Origin of the sequence: Pseudomonas fluorescens, assembly GCF_018614775.1 — a bacterium.
Classification (GTDB): Bacteria; Pseudomonadota; Gammaproteobacteria; order Pseudomonadales; family Pseudomonadaceae; genus Aquipseudomonas; species Aquipseudomonas fluorescens_BY.
On record NZ_JAGGOF010000107.1, the window covers coordinates 41,319 to 57,289 of the forward strand.

Consider the following 15,971-nt stretch of genomic DNA (forward strand, 5'->3'; position numbering starts at 1 on the left):
GCCGTATGAGCCACAGTTACCGGCATCATAATTCCGATTTATGGCACATCATGTCAGGCAAGTTCACGATCCAGACCTACATCAAAGGCCATTGGCACGACGCAATGGTGCTCTCGGTATCGGACTCCCAGAAGGTTGATGAGTCGCGATGCGCCGCCTCTTACGACCAGCACTTTCTGGTCGAATTCATCAACAGTCTCGAAACGCTCTTCGAGCCTGCCATCAGCGTAAACCTTCCGCTGAGCTGGAACTCAGTCGACAGCAAAGGGTATCCCCCGTTTGTGTACGACATCATACCGGCCGGTGCCGCCCGTAAGTCGTTGCAGCGGCGATTTGCTGGAGAACGGCCGGAGGGGATGGACATGGGCTTCTTCCTTCTGAGCCGCTGCACCCCTTCACCCATCGGACACTTGCGCGTGAAGGAGTCTTTCGAGCAAATCGATCAGACTCGCAAGGAGGCCTTTGCCCGCAAAGAGGTTGTAGACCGGACCAGTGACTTTCTCGAATACGCCTATGAATCTGGCGCGGCCTTGGGCGGTGCCACGGGCGCCCAGGGCGAAGCGCCGAAGCTGATTATGGTCGAAGGCGAAGATGGCGCCCTGTATGCCGACGCCATGCTTGCCGACGAGCATGCGCGCCGTCATTGGCTGGTGAAGTTTGCTCGCAACCAGGCCACTGAACGCGACAAAAACATCCTGCGAACGGAATACCACTACTACAAAGCAATCTCTCAGCTTGGTTTGAACACCATAGCCACAGATGGACTTGTGCTCGAAGAAGCCGACAAGCCGAGCCTGTGGATGCCGCGCTTTGATCGGCGAGTCGCTGACGGCGCGGTAGAAAGAATTCCGGTCGAGTCGATTTATTCGGTGTGCGGGAACACCGAACCGGGTTCGAGGATGAACCATGAGGACGTGCTCCGCCGCCTGGAGAGCCTGTGGCGCATGAACGGGCAGGACGTAGAGCTTGAGGACTTGGTGTTCGAGTACCTGCGCCGTGACCTGCTCAACCGCATCCTTGGGAACTCGGACAATCATGGCCGCAACATGGCCATTTTCAGATATCAGAACAAGTTCGAGCTGGCGCCGATCTACGACCTCGCGCCAATGGTGCTCGATCCGGAAGGCGTTACGCGAGCCACTAAGTGGGAGTCTGAGCACATGGGAAGTCCAGACTGGAGAACGATCTGCGGATACTTCCAGGACTTGGTAAGCCCTGACGTGCTCTTCGAGCGTCTGCGTGGAGCAGCTGAGACGTTTCGGGCTTTGCCGGATCTGCTGGTCGATGTTCCAGAGGAAGTGAGGCGTGCTCAGTCCATTCCGATGAACAATCTGGACAACCGCCTGGCTGAGTGGGGGCTTCGATGAACGATAACGCCCCCGAACGGCGCAAGGAAATCATCGAAGACATCGCGATGCAGCACGCGATGGGGAAGGAAACCCTCGGAACCGCTGTTCGCCGACTAAGGCTCGAGGTAACCGGTCTGGACCAGGACACCTTTGCGCTGATGTGCAAGATGTCGACTAAAGCCCTGTACCAGATCGAGAAGGACAAGGGTAATCCGACCCTCAGCACCATCGAATCCATTTTGCGGAAGTTCGGTCTTCGCCTAGGGCTGACCATGGCGAATCAACCCATTTATGCGCCGCCGCCTGACTCGCATAAGACTTCCGCTAACGCGCCGATTCGTGGCGTTAGGCCTCGGCGCAAACCAGCGCAGTAGCGCGACTCCTCTGCGAGCTACCGGAAGGGCAAGGATGGCCTTGCTGATTGAGCAATGGTGAAAAAAACAAGGCAGGGGGCGGAGAGGTCAGCTCAAGACTAAGTTGTAGGGTCGTCCGATTGCTTATAGCGATGTACCTGCGACTCAGCGAATTCCCGATGATAAATATCTGCTTGCTCATTCAGTGCCAAGACGCTCTGAACGATATCTTTTTTCGAAGACTCGACACCTGTTGCATACACCATTGCTCGCCAGCAAAGGAATAAAATTGAAACCGGCTCTGTGGCTAGGCCTGCAAAATGTGCGCGCTCAAGAAGTGCTCTTTCTTGTGGTTCTCTTGTCGACCGATCTCTGATTAGGTCCATTGCCGTCTGGTCTGCGTGTATAAGATGACTGCTCATACCATAACCATGTAAAAACGATTTGTATCCTCGTAAATCAAGTCCATTTTTGTGAAAATCACAAAGAACTCGGGCCATTTCGCTAAATGACCACTTTTGTTTAAGGGAATTCCGCTTGGATTTTGGCCATTTTGCACGGAGCTCAGCCTCATGGTCGGGATCAAGAATAACACCACCAATGAGCATCTGAGTGTCTTGATTATCTGACCCGGCAGCAAAGGGTTTCGCCCTCTCCGACCTCTGAAGGTCCTCGATTTCATTCAATAACACGGCGTATTCGTCTATACGTAAGCCACGTTCTTCTGGAGGTGCGATACTTACAAATAAGAATCGAGTAGCACACTCGAGTGCAGTCCGCATTATGATGTCGCAGTCCCAAAGCCTCCAATCCTGAAGAAGGAGGTTTATGGATTGGCATCTCTCCGAGTAGTAGTGCAAAACCATTCCCGAATGTGAGGAATATTTAGGATCGATTTCTCTCGAATTCTTAATGACCTGCTGCAATTCATCTCTTAGTTGGGAGTATACGTCTAGGGATGCATGAATGAGGTGCTGCATATTAATCCCTAAGATTTTTTGTGAATGGTATGTGGGGGGAATTCGGCTCCATTATTTCGTCATCTATGATCTTCTTCTGCAATAGCCTGAGCCGCCGAACATTTTATCATTTCCCTTGTAGAGCTCATCAGCCCCTCCTGAGGAAGCCTCTTCAATGCATCAGTTGACCAGCTAAGCATGGAAAGCTTCCTCCGTAAAGATAGCTGCGGCTAGGGGACCTACATGTTCAAAGCAGCTCCAAACTTTCTATAGGCAATAAAACCTCGATCGAGTGAGGGCGAGGGCATCTCAATGGCAAAAACCTCGCAAAACCCGCGACGCTCTCCGCCACCAAGGTTCATGCTGGTTAAACGGATCATCCACCAGCACCGCCGGCATATCCCGCAAGCGAATCCACGGCTCATCCTGCCAATGCAGCATGCAGAGAGACATCTTCGGCCAATCCAGCACACTCAACGTGGGACGCTCTACCCTATGTGAGAAGCGCTCATCACGCAGCGTGGGCACCACCTGATGGGTGATCCACTCACGCAGCAACCGATACTCGGGACAGTAGTGATAAATCAGCAACGCATAAAGGCCCGACTCGCTCAACATCAGACGTTCTTCGGTCAACCCTTGGATATGCACAAACATCATTCGGCGCTGGTCAGGGTCAAGCTTGCGCGTCATGCGTTCGTCCAGGTGCTTGCTCATCAAGCGCCCCAAATCGGAAGCGCTGAACCAAGCCTGGTTTTCAACCAGAAGGGCGTGCAGAGGAATACTGTGACGAATAAATTGAGTAGGGATCAGCGGCTCAGACATGACAGACCTCCAGAAGCGGCTGTGCATGAGCTGGCGAGCGGGTAGGGCTGGTTACCTTCATCGTGAAGGTCAGGTTTACAGGCATATCCTTTACCTCTGGCTGCTTTCTTAGGGCATTCGTTATGGGTGTCGGGAGCTAAGAAACCCACCAGAGACGGGCCGGACATATTCCCCTTTCGGGTCTTGTATTCGCCCACTCCCGACATAACGGGCATTTTCGCAGGCGTAGGGAAACCGCAGGCGAAAAAAAGCCGCTGGCTGTCGGGTGCGGAGGACCGCTCTGGTTGAGGCGTTTCTTAGGCGCCGAGTAGAGAGCCTAGGGGGACAATGTAGTGCGGTCAACCTCTCAAACTATGTCATCATTTTTCTGCCGCAGTGTCTTAGCCTTAAACATTCGCAATGATAGTTTTCCAAAATGGACCTCCAAGAGACCCTTCGCTCAGACGAGGCCGGCCGCTCAAAATGGTTGATGTGTCAGCCCCGCTAAATCCACCTGGTATTCCACGTGGACTACTCCTGCAGGAAGAACTCCTCCAAGAAAACTCTCAGGAGTGATCTTGGGGAAGTCTACGTCCACGGGGAACAGACGTACCTCCAAAAGGTTGAACGACTCCTTTCGAGCAGAGCAACCTGCCTCAAGGCCGCAACGCAGTAAGGCGCTCTCTAACGACTTGGTCGATACTCCCGCGGCGATCAGCCGGTTGCATACAAAATCAATGGACTCTCCCGAAGCCGCAGGCTCAAAACGATAATGGAGTAAGTTGAGCGGTTTGCCCAAGGAAAGCGCTAGCTGGAATTGCCCTGCCACGTGTATGCGCGAATCGTAGCGGCTAATTGTTGACTTAACTTCATAATTTTCTGCATCCGTATGTATGTCTATTGTTCCACCGAACGGACCGCGCCACTCAAAACTCAATCCCAGTTGCACCAAACGTTCTATGGCAAGCAGTTCTGCCAGCGTTTCGTAGCTGCTGCGATTAACTAATGCATTTCCCAACAGATGCCGCCAACGTTCCCACCAGGCGAGAGGGTTTTCAATAAGTTTCTTTCTTGCATCGTTGTTTTTTCCAACTGCAACCATATGCTCGCAGATTACCCCGAACTCATTTCGTAACCACTCAGTTGAAGACTCCAGTCTCAGGAACCGACGAAGCTGTCCGTTGATAAGGCGCTCAACCGTTCTCAAGTGAGCTCCTGAAAATCCTTCGGATATACTTATATATTCATGTAATTCAATTGCGACACCAAAAAGTTCACCTTCTCTAAATATCCACGCGGGGCAGGCATTGGGTAGGGCATTTATAGGCAGCATGCGGCCATTCTGATCAAGATTTGCGAATCCCTGACGTATCTCATCAAGCAAATCCATCTACGCCTCCGTTGTATGGTCAAGTCTGGTATCTAGGCAGCCTGCTTCTGTAAACAACGCTTTGGCATAGCCTTCAATTCCTCCTAAGTAACATGAGGGCTCGATTACTAAAACTTTTGCCGTGTTCAGCTTCATTACGGCACGAAACTGATCTTGAGTTGGCTTTCTCGTAATGCGCTCCATAAAGAGCGCGCGCGTAAGTTCTATTCTGAAGCCGGCCCTGCCTGGACGCTCCACTAGTTGCACCACCGTGTCTGTTGTTACGGTTTTGAGTACTGCCTTTGTTGCCTCTTCTGTTCCTTGCCATGTGAGGTGTATAGTCCACCACATCGCTCGAAGCCAAATGCGGCTGCGCCCCTTCCAGAAACGAACCGCAGAACCGTCACTCCAGCGGCTTTTCACTAGGTCGGGTATGATCTTCAAAGACAGGAATCGCCAGAAACCATCATCCGCTGCAGTGCGTATGTTCATGCCCTCTAGAGCGAGAATTTTGTATATAGCGATGCCAACCTGGATGTCGTAGAGGCTGGGTCCTAATTGTTTACTTCTGACTTCGTTATAAAAAGGGATTTCTGCTAATAGCAGTTCTCGAAGTCGTTGCTGTTCGACCGTTAATCCCGTAGGGAAGTATTCGCTATTTTCCTCCATTTCATAATGACGACGTCGAGATAGAGTCAAATTTAACGTAGGAAAAGTCATCTAAATCTCCACTTCACGGATCCGGCGATCGAGCCATTGTTGCGTCGAGGTAAAGAGGGCGCCGAGAGAGGATGTGTCCAGTTCACCTAAGCGGATGAAAGCGGCGACAGCATCTGCGACACTCGAAAACTCCTCGGTATATCCATATTGATTTAGAATGGAGTCGAAGTCGGATCCCAGATCGATTTTGACTTGGTGAACAACAAGTGCAATCCAAGACGATACAATCTGTCTCATCAATGGGCTCTGCCGATTCGATCCCGTACGACGCTCCTGTAGATGCTCGAAAAGTTCGTGATCCCTGTTCAATATTAATGCCACATAGCTGCACGTAAATGGCTCGTCCCGTGGGTCACTCCAAGTGGCCCTCATTTCCCAAAGAGGACTCGCTGCGCCCAAAGCCTCCTCCTGAATCGGAAATAGTGAGCCATCTCCATCAATGGCTATTTCAACTGATGGAGCCAGTGATCCCAAGCGAGAACCGCGTTGGCTTGCCAGCCCAATAACGCTGCAGGAGCTCCCAGGATCGCCCAATATCAGTTGAATGGTTACCAGCCCATTTCCTCGTATGCTGCCGATAGGCAGATGTAAGTTAATTTCAGCTGTATCTTCACCCAATGACAAGGAGATGTCTTTTTTTGTTAGGACAAACGGTTCACTAAGAGTACGCCAACAGGAGTCGGCCGACGCCCACTCTAAGGCCAAAATCAGCTCACCATCGCTTGCAATTAGGCCCTCCTCCTCGAATAATGGTTTTAGCGTTTGAGTGCTTTCAATAATACAGCGAACAACAAGGTCATGCGTGTCCGCACTCCAGTCACTATCGGTGCCAAGTGTATATTGGTTTTCGGAAACCAACTTGGCGCCAGGATTGCATCCGCTACCATATGTAAATTCGTAGCGAGTATTCAGTTGGTGATTTTCAGAAAAGTTGGTCGGTAATGTGCGGTAGGGTGACAATGAACTACTCACAGCCTACCTCCGACTCCCTTGATATTTTTACGCGAAGTATCGGACGCAATGTCCTTCCCGCATCGTTAACGATCTCTATCACGAGATGGCCTTTCAGTATTGAAGTCTGCTCGGGGTGATTTTTATAAATGAGCAGTTTATCCATGTCTTTTGTATCGGTAAATTTAAGTTTGGTTGCACTATCAGTGGGCGATGCCAGACGGGCTGCCGATAGATGGAAGGGAAAAGGACCTAGGCCACTTTCTTTCCATGTATCTCTTGATATAGGGCCAGACTCTGAATCTACTTCAATAAAAAATTCCCTTGGGGATTCTTGATTTTCCGTTCCCCATAAAAGCGTCCAATTGATCGATAGACTACCTGCTGCATATGCTACCTCATGAATATCAAGGACGGGAGCGAGTGGTAAGGTTCGAGACAGCTTACTCTCTTGACCTACATGCCTTGCATAAGGCGCGGTCTTTCCTCCTCTGCCATCTGAACCAAACCCGCGCGCAGGGAGTAGGAGGTCGGCAAGATTTCTTGCCATACGAATTGATGGCTTAATCCTTATGTTCGCCGGAGGTCGCAGGCCGAAGTCTTTAAGGGTTTTGCCGCATGCAGTACGGATCTTTTCAATAATTCTCATACCATTGATATCAACCCATGTGGCATGGTCGGCCCGCTCGCAGCGCCGCAAATATCCTTCCAAGGACAACTCTGCTCTAATGTGATCATTTTGATTTGAAATAAGCAGAAGTCTGTCATGCTGGGGAACGAATAAGGCAATCATATACAACCCGTCTGGCGAGCCCGAGAATCCTCCCGCCCAGCCTCGGTTCTCTGTACTATCATCCCAACATATGCTCATCCCGGGCTTCCGCATAAAAGTCACAATGGGACGGAACGGAGCCGAATGTTCCAAGCATCCGAGCACGCATAAGCTGGGACTTGGGATGTTGTGAGGTGCGCCCATACCCAGCTGTTCCTGACTCAATACCGTCGCCATTAGTAGGCCGGCAGAACCCCCGTTGAGAAACTCCTTGCGCAGAGAAATATGTTTTCGAATCACGTCCGCTGATTGAACGCCTTGCTGGGTAAAGTAGTCGTTCGTGGGCGCATCTTCGGATAATGCGCGATTGTAGAGCGATTGTGTCACGCGAAAAATAGGTAGCATCTGTCGTTCGAGGATGGGTTGGCCATTAACCTTTACGGAAAGATAGGGTCCTCCTGTAAAGGATGGATTGTCTATGCGTACGCAGAACCATCGTTGCAAGGCGATGCGGAGGTATGACTCGTAATTTTGGTACCACCACGGACGCGGTCCATTTTCTCTGTCAAATGCTGGGATTAGATCTTTTCTAAGAAATGGTATGAGAACGGAAGTTCCCGTCTCTTCTCCGCAAAAGGGCTCGATGCTGAGTTGATCAAGAATGCGATGAATTTCCTCGGATGACGTTATGGGGCGTAGTTCTTCTTCGGCTCCCCACCATGCGATTCCGGTTCGGCTTGTCTGTTGTAGTCGATCAGGCTGCGTTTCATCTTCTACTAAGCTGGCGACTAGACGCTCTTGAAAACCATCACCAAATTTGATGCGGCTATAGTAGATAACTAAGCCCGCGCCCATTTGAAAGTAACAGGTTTTACCAAGCCCCCAAGATCCGCCGGCAGTGTTATCACTCCGTGTTCGACCAATTTCGAACACCAGCTTTAGAAGATTACCATGAGATGCATTATCCCAAGTCGCGCCGAAGGTTAATGGTCCGGTCAGACCTTCTGTTAGAGAATCACGAATTTCAAGAGTTGTCGTTTTGTGAGGGTATCGATGATACAGCGCCGATGAATTAATACCTTGGTTGAATATTGATGCAAGGGTTTCGGTAGAGCATTCATGCAGATTTATATCTACGCATATCGGTTCTCCATTAACTCTTTTACTTCCCGCATCTAGCGAGTTCTGAACTGACTCTCGAACGAGCAGGTCGAGCCGAGGCATTTCTTCGTTCTGCATCGCCCGGAGAAGAAATGCCCCAGATTCCTGCATTGGTTGCAGTGGAAGGCCATAGTATTTCATCTGCTACGCCTCGGCTCCAGTGTCAGCCAAGTCGTCGTCTGTCGCGACAAGTGAAGGCGGTATTCTTACCGTGAGATGCGTTATGTAGGACCTGCTTTTTACCTCGCCTCCGGGGAGCCATAGGCTGATGCCTACGATGTCGGATTTGGCGTGGAGTGAGTCACGACGTTTATTGGGTTTTGACGAGGATGCATTACGGCTATACCTACTGTCGCTATCGATAAGGTAGATAAGAAGCTGCGGGATACGACCGACCCCGCCCATAGCTCTCAAATTATCAATCTCACTATTATCGAAATTGGAGCTTGATGTATTGGTTTTTTCGGAAAACTTGGCATCCGCCAGCAGGTCTCTTGGATCCCGTAGCGCGCCGATAGATACTCCGTCATCCGAACGAACCGTTGCGATGCGACTACGGTTCACTAAGCCAGGTGTTCCTCCAGGGAGTTCCCAGACCTTCTTGCTTCCGGAGTTTCCCGCGACCACCACGTTCCACTTGTCGTAGCCAGCATTAATCGCGTGTTCTTCTAGCCATGTCAAAAATGGGTATATATCTGAGAAAAACTGATTTCCTGAGTGAAACTCAAAACTATTTAAGAAGCTAGCCACAGTGTCAACACCTACACCTCTCCAGACGAGACTGTTCCAATTGCCCTTTTCACCGTCTTTGCCTAGACCTTTAATGAAAGTTTCCGTAAGAGTGAGGTTTTTATTCAGAATGGTTTTAGCGTCGGCTCCGTCGTGAAAAAGAGTCGTTTGACGGTTGATGCCGGAAAAATCGAAGTCCGCCGTGATAGTCTGTTGCATCCTGTTTGGGGCGGTGGGTCTGAGCCAAGCCATCCTAGGATGCACGCGCACTCGAGGGCCGAATTCGGAAGGTCGGGTTCCACCATGCATGAATTTCTCTAGATCGTCGCGTAGGTCTTCTTCGGCGATCGTCATGAACTCATACTTTTCCTTGGTTTCGCTCGGCATCCATATCCGGGGCAAGAGTTCATACCCTCGTCTGTATCCGAACCATCGCCCCATTTGCATCAGAGAATCAGCTTGAGCGGAAGCTCGTAGGAAGAAAGTGCTGACCAAATTTTCAATGGTCAATCCTCGTGATAGGGTGCCTCCTCCAATCACAATGAAAGCAGGTGAAAAATCAAGGTCATCTGGGTTTTCCGGATAAAAAAGACGCCGAACTTCATTCTCATCACTCACTCCGTTATTTGCGCAGTTATCTACGCAAATATGGATTCCTTGGTGATAAGTCCGGTCCTGTTGATCATCCAACTCAATTGCGGTGACTTTCGAAAGAAGAGTCTTGATTTCCGGAAATATAATGTCGAATGGTGGGAGTTCGTTGAGCTTGTCAAGCCGGCCGTAGTTTGGAAATCTATCCGCGAAATCAACTTTGTCCAGATCAGAGGTTACTGCGGTCCAAATCAGCTCACATTGAGATCGGAAATCAGCCTCATTAGCAATATATGTCCCTGCACAAGCTTTTAAGTATTTCCGTACTGCTTTCTCCATATTTTTATGGTGCAACTGTTTTGAACTGGTATGCACAAGCATACTGACAGGCTTGCACGCCCCAGATACACGAATTACCGCTACGCAACAAAGGAACCACAGCAAGCTTTGCTCAAGCGTGCCAGGTAGCTTGGTTTGCTCTGAGTGATGCAACTCTCCTATTTTTTCCAAGTCATCTTTCGGTACGTCATAGACAATACCAAGCGGCTCCCGGTGTGCTTCTAGGTGGCCAAAGATCTGAACGGGTCCAAAATGCTCATTTGCTTGCTCAAGCGCTACTATAAAGTCCTCAGGATAGAGTGTTTTTCCAGGCCCTTCGTTTAGGAAGTTTGCTGCCGGAGTTGCTGTGTATGCCACGTAATTGACACTCTGCAGCGGCAAGTGAACAAGTCGAAGAATGAGTTTGTTTATTTTTGAGCGTTCTTCTTTAGAGACCTGTCCGGTATTGATACCAGCTTGATCAGCTTCATCATCGATTATTACCAATCGCATCTGCTTCATTGCGACCTTGTGAGCTTCGATCCACTCAATGAGATGTTTTAGGCGAGATGGATTTTTCAGGCAAACGATCATGTGTCGATCCGGTCTCCCCGGTTCAAACTGCATGTTTTCGGCTCTGTTCCCGTAGGGGCTGGCCTTGGAGGGATGATCGATCGATTTCCAGTTCAAGTTTCCTGGACGGAAGAGATCCTTGATCAAGCGCTTACCTGTCTGGATCCGCAGATTCTCCAAGGTTCCTGTCAATACGACGAATAGATTCCAACGATGATCGGCAGCCATGGAAATCAGACCTGCCATATTCGCAGTTTTTCCAGATTGCACATGACCCACTACTAAACCCTTTACAGGTCGCCGATCGCTGGTGTCCATTCGAAGATAGCGAAGAACTCTAAGGGCCGAGTTCTCGATGTTTTTAATTGCGGTTTTTCCCCACGCTTGATTATGAAGGTGTGTTTGATAAAGCTGCCATGCACTATGTGGGTCGCTGGGTACTTGTACGCCTGGCTCTGCTTCCTCGGCCCCTACTACCACTAGCGGTCGAGTAGCGACTACGGACCTTTGCTCAGCGAGCTGCTTTGCCTTGATAATGTCGTGCCAGCACTGTAAACGTGCTTCAGGCTTGACACCGAACGATGGCCAACCTTGCAGGTCCTCTTGATCCTGAAACCACCTATCCAAATCTCCGGAAGTCTTTCCTAAGTGGTAGAGATCCTCCCAGCTTTTGCCTCGCTGGCGCCACCTTTCGATAAAGGATCGGCAGGGATCATATGCAGGATCAATATTGAAGTCGGTCATTAGCTTCCTTTCTTTTGGCAATTTATGGTCAGGGCGTCTCAAGGCACTGTAGTATGCGCTGAATGGTGGCATAGGGCCGGTAGCTATGCAAAGCGGTGGAATTCGCGATTGGCCAAATTGGCGTGATGAGCAAATCGATCGCCTGCATTGGTAGGCTTGATTTCTGGGGTAATTGTAAGGGTCTGACCGTCGGGAGCCTTCGATAGGATACGTTACTTTTAAAGACCGACGCCGACTTGTATATTCAGCTTGAGTTTGGCAAAAACTCACGGGTTTCTAACGATCGGGCATTGAGAGCTCACAGGCCGCTCCATACGTAGGAATGTCGGGCCAGGAGACGTATTTTTGATTACAATCCGGCACAGCCTCCAGAAGCCAGTCCATTTCTGCCTCAGGTCCACGGATACCGCACTCCCAAAGCTCGAAGACGCGCCATCCCTGTTCGAACAGTTCGGTCTTGTTTCTCAGGTCCCGTTTAACATTCTGGTCGAATTTTAATCGCCAGAACTCTTCGCGGGTTCGAGGGGTTGTGGCATATCTGCATCCACGGTGTCTGTGCCAGAAGCACCCGTGGACGAAAATACAGACGTTGTAGCGAGGAAGCACTAGGTCCGGCCGACCTGGAAGTTTTCGAGAATGTAGTCGATACCTGAAGCCATGCCGATGAAGCAGCTTTCGGACCTTCATCTCGGGAGACGTGTTGCTACCACGAATGCCGGCCATCATGCGCGACCTGACTTCTTTACTGACTATGTCCATGACTGAATCCCAGATGAATTTACCGTTAGGCCGAGATACCGCCAGCGAATGTGATACCGAGCTTTCAAGGCCGATCCAAATCGTCGATCTCTTTGCGGGCCCTGGAGGCCTCGGCGAGGGGTTCGCTTCGTTCGGTAACGGAACTCGGTTCGAAATTGTGGTCTCTGCTGAAATGGACCCAATTGCTCGCCAAACGCTCCAACTGAGAGCGTTCTACAGGCTTCTCAAGCGTAAAAAGCCTGACCGATTGTGCGATTACTACGATTTTTGCAATGGTCGTAGTGATCAGCCGTTCAGCGATATGAGCAAAATCCTATGGGACGAGGCCGAAAAAGAGGCTAGATGCATCACCTTGGGTTCAGAAAAGGGTGATCAAGAGCTTGATGATATTCTTGAGGCTCGCCTTCAGGATCGTCCCTGGGTGCTGATTGGTGGTCCTCCTTGCCAAGCCTATTCAATTGTCGGGCGGGCACGCAATCAAGCTAAAGCCGATTACAACGCTGAGAACGATCACCGGCATTTTCTCTACAAGGAATACCTGAGAATCATCAAGGAGAGAAAACCGACAGTTTTCGTGATGGAAAACGTAAAAGGTATTCTGTCTTCGAAGGTCGCGGGTGCGAGTATTTTCACGCAGATATTGCAGGATCTTACTGACCCTAACAAAGCCCTCGGTGACCCCTCGCCGGGTACAAGGTACCGCATCTGCTCCTTGGTCACCGGTCAGTCGTTCGGCCCTGATGATGATGTGAGCAAGGTAGATCCTCGCGGTTTCATCATCAAGGCAGAAGAGCATGGCATTCCTCAGGCGAGGCATCGGGTCATTCTTTTGGGTATTGCTTTGGACGAACAGGGAAATGTTCCTGAGCACGGAAGTATTCCCGAGGTAAATGAGCGAGTCAGCACAAAGCAAGTCCTTGGCGATCTACCAGAACTGCGTAGCCGCTTGACTAAGCAGCGTGATGACGGTGAGGCTTGGTACAAAGAGGTTGCAAATCAGCTCGATGAGCTCAGATCGGAAGTCGATGTTCGGGTCGAGCCAAAGCTCGATTCTGCGATGCGGATCGCTCGTGATTCTCTATTGTCGGGCTCCCTCGACGTTGGCGCGCTTCGAGTCCCTCGCCGCCAAGGTGACGGGAAAACGAGAGATGATGTTCTGGACCAATGGTATCGTGATGACAATCTGGCGTATTGGCTGAATCACGATGCCCGAGGGCATATGCCTTCAGATCTGCGTAGATACATGTTTGCCAGTGTGTATGCTCGGGCCTACAAAACGTCTCCGAAAGGGCATCTGCAATTTTCGCTTTCGGGCCTCGCACCTGCTCATAAGAATTGGGAAAGCGGTAAGTTCAGTGATCGCTTCCGAGTGCAATTGGAGGATCTTCCTTCAACGACAATCACAAGTCATATATCCAAAGATGGTCATTATTTCATCCACTACGATCCTAAGCAGTGCCGAAGCCTGACAGTTAGAGAGGCTGCTCGTCTTCAGACGTTTCCAGACAACTACTTTTTTCAAGGTAACCGAACCCAGCAGTTCCATCAGGTTGGAAATGCTGTGCCGCCACTGCTGGCAAATAAAATTGCTTCAGTTGTGTATGCGGTAGCCTGTCAGAAAATTCAGGCGAAGGAGAAGGATGAACTGCGGGAAAGCAGAGCTACATCGACGGTCCTGACTGCTACCGCCTGAACTGTACAAGCTGGTTAGTGGGTTTAAAGTTTCAAAAAAAGGCCGCTTCAATGAGCGGCCCTTTTTCGTAAACCAAGAATCAATCCCAGCTAAGCGCACCACCGGTTTGATACTCAATCACCCGAGTCTCAAAGAAATTCTTCTCTTTCTTCAAGTCCATGATCTCGCTCATCCAAGGGAACGGGTTCGTCGTCCCTGGGTACTCTTCCTTCAACCCAATCTGCGACAACCGACGGTTAGCGATGAACTTGAGGTAGTCCTCCATCATCGCCGCGTTCATGCCCAGCACGCCGCGGGGCATGGTGTCGCGGGCGTATTCGATTTCCAGCTGAGTGCCTTGCAGGATCATCTGGGTCGCTTCTTCCTTCATTTCGGCGTCCCACAGGTGCGGGTTTTCGATTTTGATCTGGTTGATCACGTCGATGCCGAAGTTCAGGTGCATGGATTCGTCGCGCAGGATGTATTGGAACTGTTCGGCGACGCCGGTCATTTTGTTGCGGCGGCCCATGGAGAGGATCTGGGTGAAGCCGCAATAGAAGAAGATGCCCTCCAGGACGCAGTAGTAGGCGATCAGGTTGCGCAGCAGCTCTTTATCGGTGTCCGGGGTGCCGGTTTCGAACTTCGGATCGGAGATCGAGCGGGTGTATTTCAGGCCCCAGGCGGCTTTTTTCGCGACCGATGGGATCTCGTGGTACATGTTGAAGATTTCGCCTTCATCCATGGCCAGCGATTCGATGCAGTACTGGTAGGCGTGGGTGTGGATCGCCTCTTCGAAGGCCTGGCGCAGGATGTACTGGCGGCACTCCGGGTTGGTGATCAGGCGGTACACGGCCAGGACCAGGTTGTTGGCAACCAGGGAGTCGGCGGTGGAGAAGAAACCCAGGTTGCGCATGACGATGCGGCGCTCGTCGTCGGTCAGGCCTTCCGGGTTTTTCCAGAGGGCGATGTCGGCGGTCATGTTGACTTCTTGCGGCATCCAGTGGTTTGCGCAGCCGTCCAGGTACTTCTGCCAGGCCCAGTCGTATTTGAATGGCACGAGCTGGTTGAGGTCGGCGCGGCAGTTGATCATGCGCTTTTCATCGACGGCGACACGGGCGGCGGCGCCTTCGAGTTCGGCGAGGCCTTCGGCGACGTCGAGTTTGTCTAGGGCGGCCTTGGCGCGAATGATCGCGGCCGAGTCGCTGGCCGTCACGGCGCGGGCTTCGAGCGCGGCGGCACCGCCGGCGCTGTCGAGGCGGTCCATGTTGGCTTCAGAAGCGTGGCCGGCGTTGGCGCCTTTTACAGCGACTTCGCCGTCTTCTTTGTCGAATTCGTCCCAGCTCAGCATGACGTGTCGTCTCCTGCGTGAGGGCCAGAAGCCTGGTGAAGGCCTGCTGGCGGCGGTGGATCTTGGAAAATCGTTCGTTGCAGCTGACGCAGGCAATAAACAGAAAAATGTACGGGTCATGCTGAAGCGGCTGTGAACGCGAGGCGGCGATTGGCCTCGGCGTGGGCTTCAGGCTGGCGGATCCCTGTAAGGGAATATTGCAGGCCCGTTTAAGGCGGCATTATAAGGACTTTTTTGCCTACGTGGTGCGGCGAAATCGCCCACGGGGGAGGTGGCCGGTGGCATATCCGCGTGGGAGCGAGGATTTACAAGGCTTTGGCCGTAGAAGATTTTTTTTGCAGGATTCGGATGCGGGGTTTTTTTGATCAAAAAATGAGCTGTTTTTGCGTTTCTACACTACATGTTGTGTTTTGCAAGGGGTTTTAAGGTCTTCAGACACAACCAGGCCCGATCAGAATCGGGCCCTGGAACACGGGTAATGATCAACCGTTGGAGCAGCCGTTGCCCATGATGCTGTAGCGCAGGATGTGGCGCTGGCCCTTGGAATCGTCGTAGACCATCTTCGCCGGGACCACTTCGCAGACGTTCGGGACGTCGCTCATGGAAATGACTTTGGCGATGTCCAGGTGGGTGGAGTAGGTGTACTCCTCAATGGCGGTTTTTTGCTGGGCGACATCGGTCGGAGTCTCGTCTGCCATGGCGGTTGCGCACAGGCTGCCGAGGACCAGAACCCATAAAGCTTTCATTCGATTTCACCTTTTTTGAGGTCGAGAGGGGTCCGGCGTTTTTCAAGGTAGTT

At 51.3% G+C, this 15,971-nt stretch carries 13 protein-coding genes; 3 read left to right on the forward strand and 10 right to left on the reverse strand.

Translation table 11 applies throughout. From position 1 onward, the window contains the following. Positions 1–50: 50 nt before the first annotated feature. Together J7E36_RS23730 and J7E36_RS23735 are read left to right on the forward strand one after the other, a co-directional pair. Positions 51–1,367: a type II toxin-antitoxin system HipA family toxin gene (locus J7E36_RS23730; protein ID WP_215008556.1), complete on the forward strand. Its 1,317-nt coding sequence runs from the start codon at positions 51–53 to the stop codon at positions 1,365–1,367. Continuing rightward, positions 1,364–1,723 (forward strand): helix-turn-helix domain-containing protein, encoded by a 360-nt coding sequence (locus tag J7E36_RS23735; protein ID WP_215008529.1) that lies wholly within the window; start codon positions 1,364–1,366, stop codon positions 1,721–1,723. The genes J7E36_RS23730 and J7E36_RS23735 overlap by 4 nt, the downstream gene beginning before the upstream one ends. A gap of 98 nt (positions 1,724–1,821) precedes the next feature. Here J7E36_RS23735 and J7E36_RS23740 read toward each other — a convergent pair whose 3' ends face one another. From J7E36_RS23740 to J7E36_RS23775, 8 genes are all read right to left on the reverse strand, one after another. Continuing rightward, on the reverse strand, positions 1,822–2,682 hold the full coding sequence (locus tag J7E36_RS23740; RefSeq protein WP_331275357.1) for a DUF5677 domain-containing protein: 861 nt from the start codon (positions 2,680–2,682) through the stop codon (positions 1,822–1,824). Between the two features lie 288 nt (positions 2,683–2,970). Next, on the reverse strand, positions 2,971–3,486 hold the full coding sequence (locus J7E36_RS23745; protein WP_215008533.1) for a BRO-N domain-containing protein: 516 nt from the start codon (positions 3,484–3,486) through the stop codon (positions 2,971–2,973). A gap of 457 nt (positions 3,487–3,943) precedes the next feature. Then, a complete protein-coding gene (locus J7E36_RS23750; RefSeq protein WP_215008535.1) occupies positions 3,944–4,855 on the reverse strand; it encodes a PD-(D/E)XK motif protein in 912 nt (303 codons plus the stop codon). Then, positions 4,856–5,554: a hypothetical protein gene (locus J7E36_RS23755; RefSeq protein ID WP_215008537.1), complete on the reverse strand. Its 699-nt coding sequence runs from the start codon at positions 5,552–5,554 to the stop codon at positions 4,856–4,858. After that, positions 5,555–6,526, reverse strand: a complete 972-nt coding sequence (locus J7E36_RS23760; protein WP_215008539.1) for a hypothetical protein — start codon at positions 6,524–6,526, stop codon at positions 5,555–5,557. After that, on the reverse strand, positions 6,519–8,579 hold the full coding sequence (locus tag J7E36_RS23765; RefSeq protein WP_215008541.1) for a hypothetical protein: 2,061 nt from the start codon (positions 8,577–8,579) through the stop codon (positions 6,519–6,521). Before J7E36_RS23765 ends, J7E36_RS23760 begins: the two co-directional genes overlap by 8 nt. Before the next feature lie 3 nt (positions 8,580–8,582). After that, positions 8,583–11,393: a Z1 domain-containing protein gene (locus J7E36_RS23770; protein WP_215008543.1), complete on the reverse strand. Its 2,811-nt coding sequence runs from the start codon at positions 11,391–11,393 to the stop codon at positions 8,583–8,585. Positions 11,394–11,669: 276 nt separating this feature from the next. After that, positions 11,670–12,152: a very short patch repair endonuclease gene (locus J7E36_RS23775; RefSeq protein ID WP_215008545.1), complete on the reverse strand. Its 483-nt coding sequence runs from the start codon at positions 12,150–12,152 to the stop codon at positions 11,670–11,672. Between J7E36_RS23775 and J7E36_RS23780 the strand changes: the two genes are divergently transcribed. Further along, the gene (locus J7E36_RS23780) at positions 12,118–13,845 is read left to right on the forward strand and encodes a DNA cytosine methyltransferase (RefSeq protein WP_331275358.1); all 1,728 of its coding nucleotides are present in this window, start codon (positions 12,118–12,120) and stop codon (positions 13,843–13,845) included. The genes J7E36_RS23775 and J7E36_RS23780 overlap by 35 nt on opposite strands. A 79-nt stretch (positions 13,846–13,924) precedes the next feature. Here J7E36_RS23780 and J7E36_RS23785 read toward each other — a convergent pair whose 3' ends face one another. Together J7E36_RS23785 and J7E36_RS23790 are read right to left on the reverse strand one after the other, a co-directional pair. Beyond that, entirely contained in the window at positions 13,925–15,172 is a 1,248-nt protein-coding gene (locus tag J7E36_RS23785) for a ribonucleotide-diphosphate reductase subunit beta (protein ID WP_215008547.1), read from the reverse strand. A gap of 482 nt (positions 15,173–15,654) precedes the next feature. Beyond that, the gene (locus J7E36_RS23790; protein ID WP_215008548.1) at positions 15,655–15,918 is read right to left on the reverse strand and encodes a DUF2790 domain-containing protein; all 264 of its coding nucleotides are present in this window, start codon (positions 15,916–15,918) and stop codon (positions 15,655–15,657) included. Between the last annotated feature and the right edge of the window lie 53 nt (positions 15,919–15,971).

Excerpts from the sequence above, each read along its gene's own strand:
- J7E36_RS23730 (WP_215008556.1), top strand. The coding sequence starts at position 51 with ATGTCAGGCAAGTTCACGATCCAGACCTACATCAAAGGCCATTGGCAC.
- J7E36_RS23735 (WP_215008529.1), top strand. The coding sequence starts at position 1,364 with ATGAACGATAACGCCCCCGAACGGCGCAAGGAAATCATCGAAGACATC.
- J7E36_RS23740 (WP_331275357.1), bottom strand. The coding sequence starts at position 2,682 with ATGCAGCACCTCATTCATGCATCCCTAGACGTATACTCCCAACTAAGA.
- J7E36_RS23745 (WP_215008533.1), bottom strand. The coding sequence starts at position 3,486 with ATGTCTGAGCCGCTGATCCCTACTCAATTTATTCGTCACAGTATTCCT.
- J7E36_RS23750 (WP_215008535.1), bottom strand. The coding sequence starts at position 4,855 with ATGGATTTGCTTGATGAGATACGTCAGGGATTCGCAAATCTTGATCAG.
- J7E36_RS23755 (WP_215008537.1), bottom strand. The coding sequence starts at position 5,554 with ATGACTTTTCCTACGTTAAATTTGACTCTATCTCGACGTCGTCATTAT.
- J7E36_RS23765 (WP_215008541.1), bottom strand. The coding sequence starts at position 8,579 with ATGAAATACTATGGCCTTCCACTGCAACCAATGCAGGAATCTGGGGCA.
- J7E36_RS23770 (WP_215008543.1), bottom strand. The coding sequence starts at position 11,393 with ATGACCGACTTCAATATTGATCCTGCATATGATCCCTGCCGATCCTTT.
- J7E36_RS23780 (WP_331275358.1), top strand. The coding sequence starts at position 12,118 with ATGCGCGACCTGACTTCTTTACTGACTATGTCCATGACTGAATCCCAG.
- J7E36_RS23775 (WP_215008545.1), bottom strand. The coding sequence starts at position 12,152 with ATGGACATAGTCAGTAAAGAAGTCAGGTCGCGCATGATGGCCGGCATT.
- J7E36_RS23785 (WP_215008547.1), bottom strand. The coding sequence starts at position 15,172 with ATGCTGAGCTGGGACGAATTCGACAAAGAAGACGGCGAAGTCGCTGTA.
- J7E36_RS23790 (WP_215008548.1), bottom strand. The coding sequence starts at position 15,918 with ATGAAAGCTTTATGGGTTCTGGTCCTCGGCAGCCTGTGCGCAACCGCC.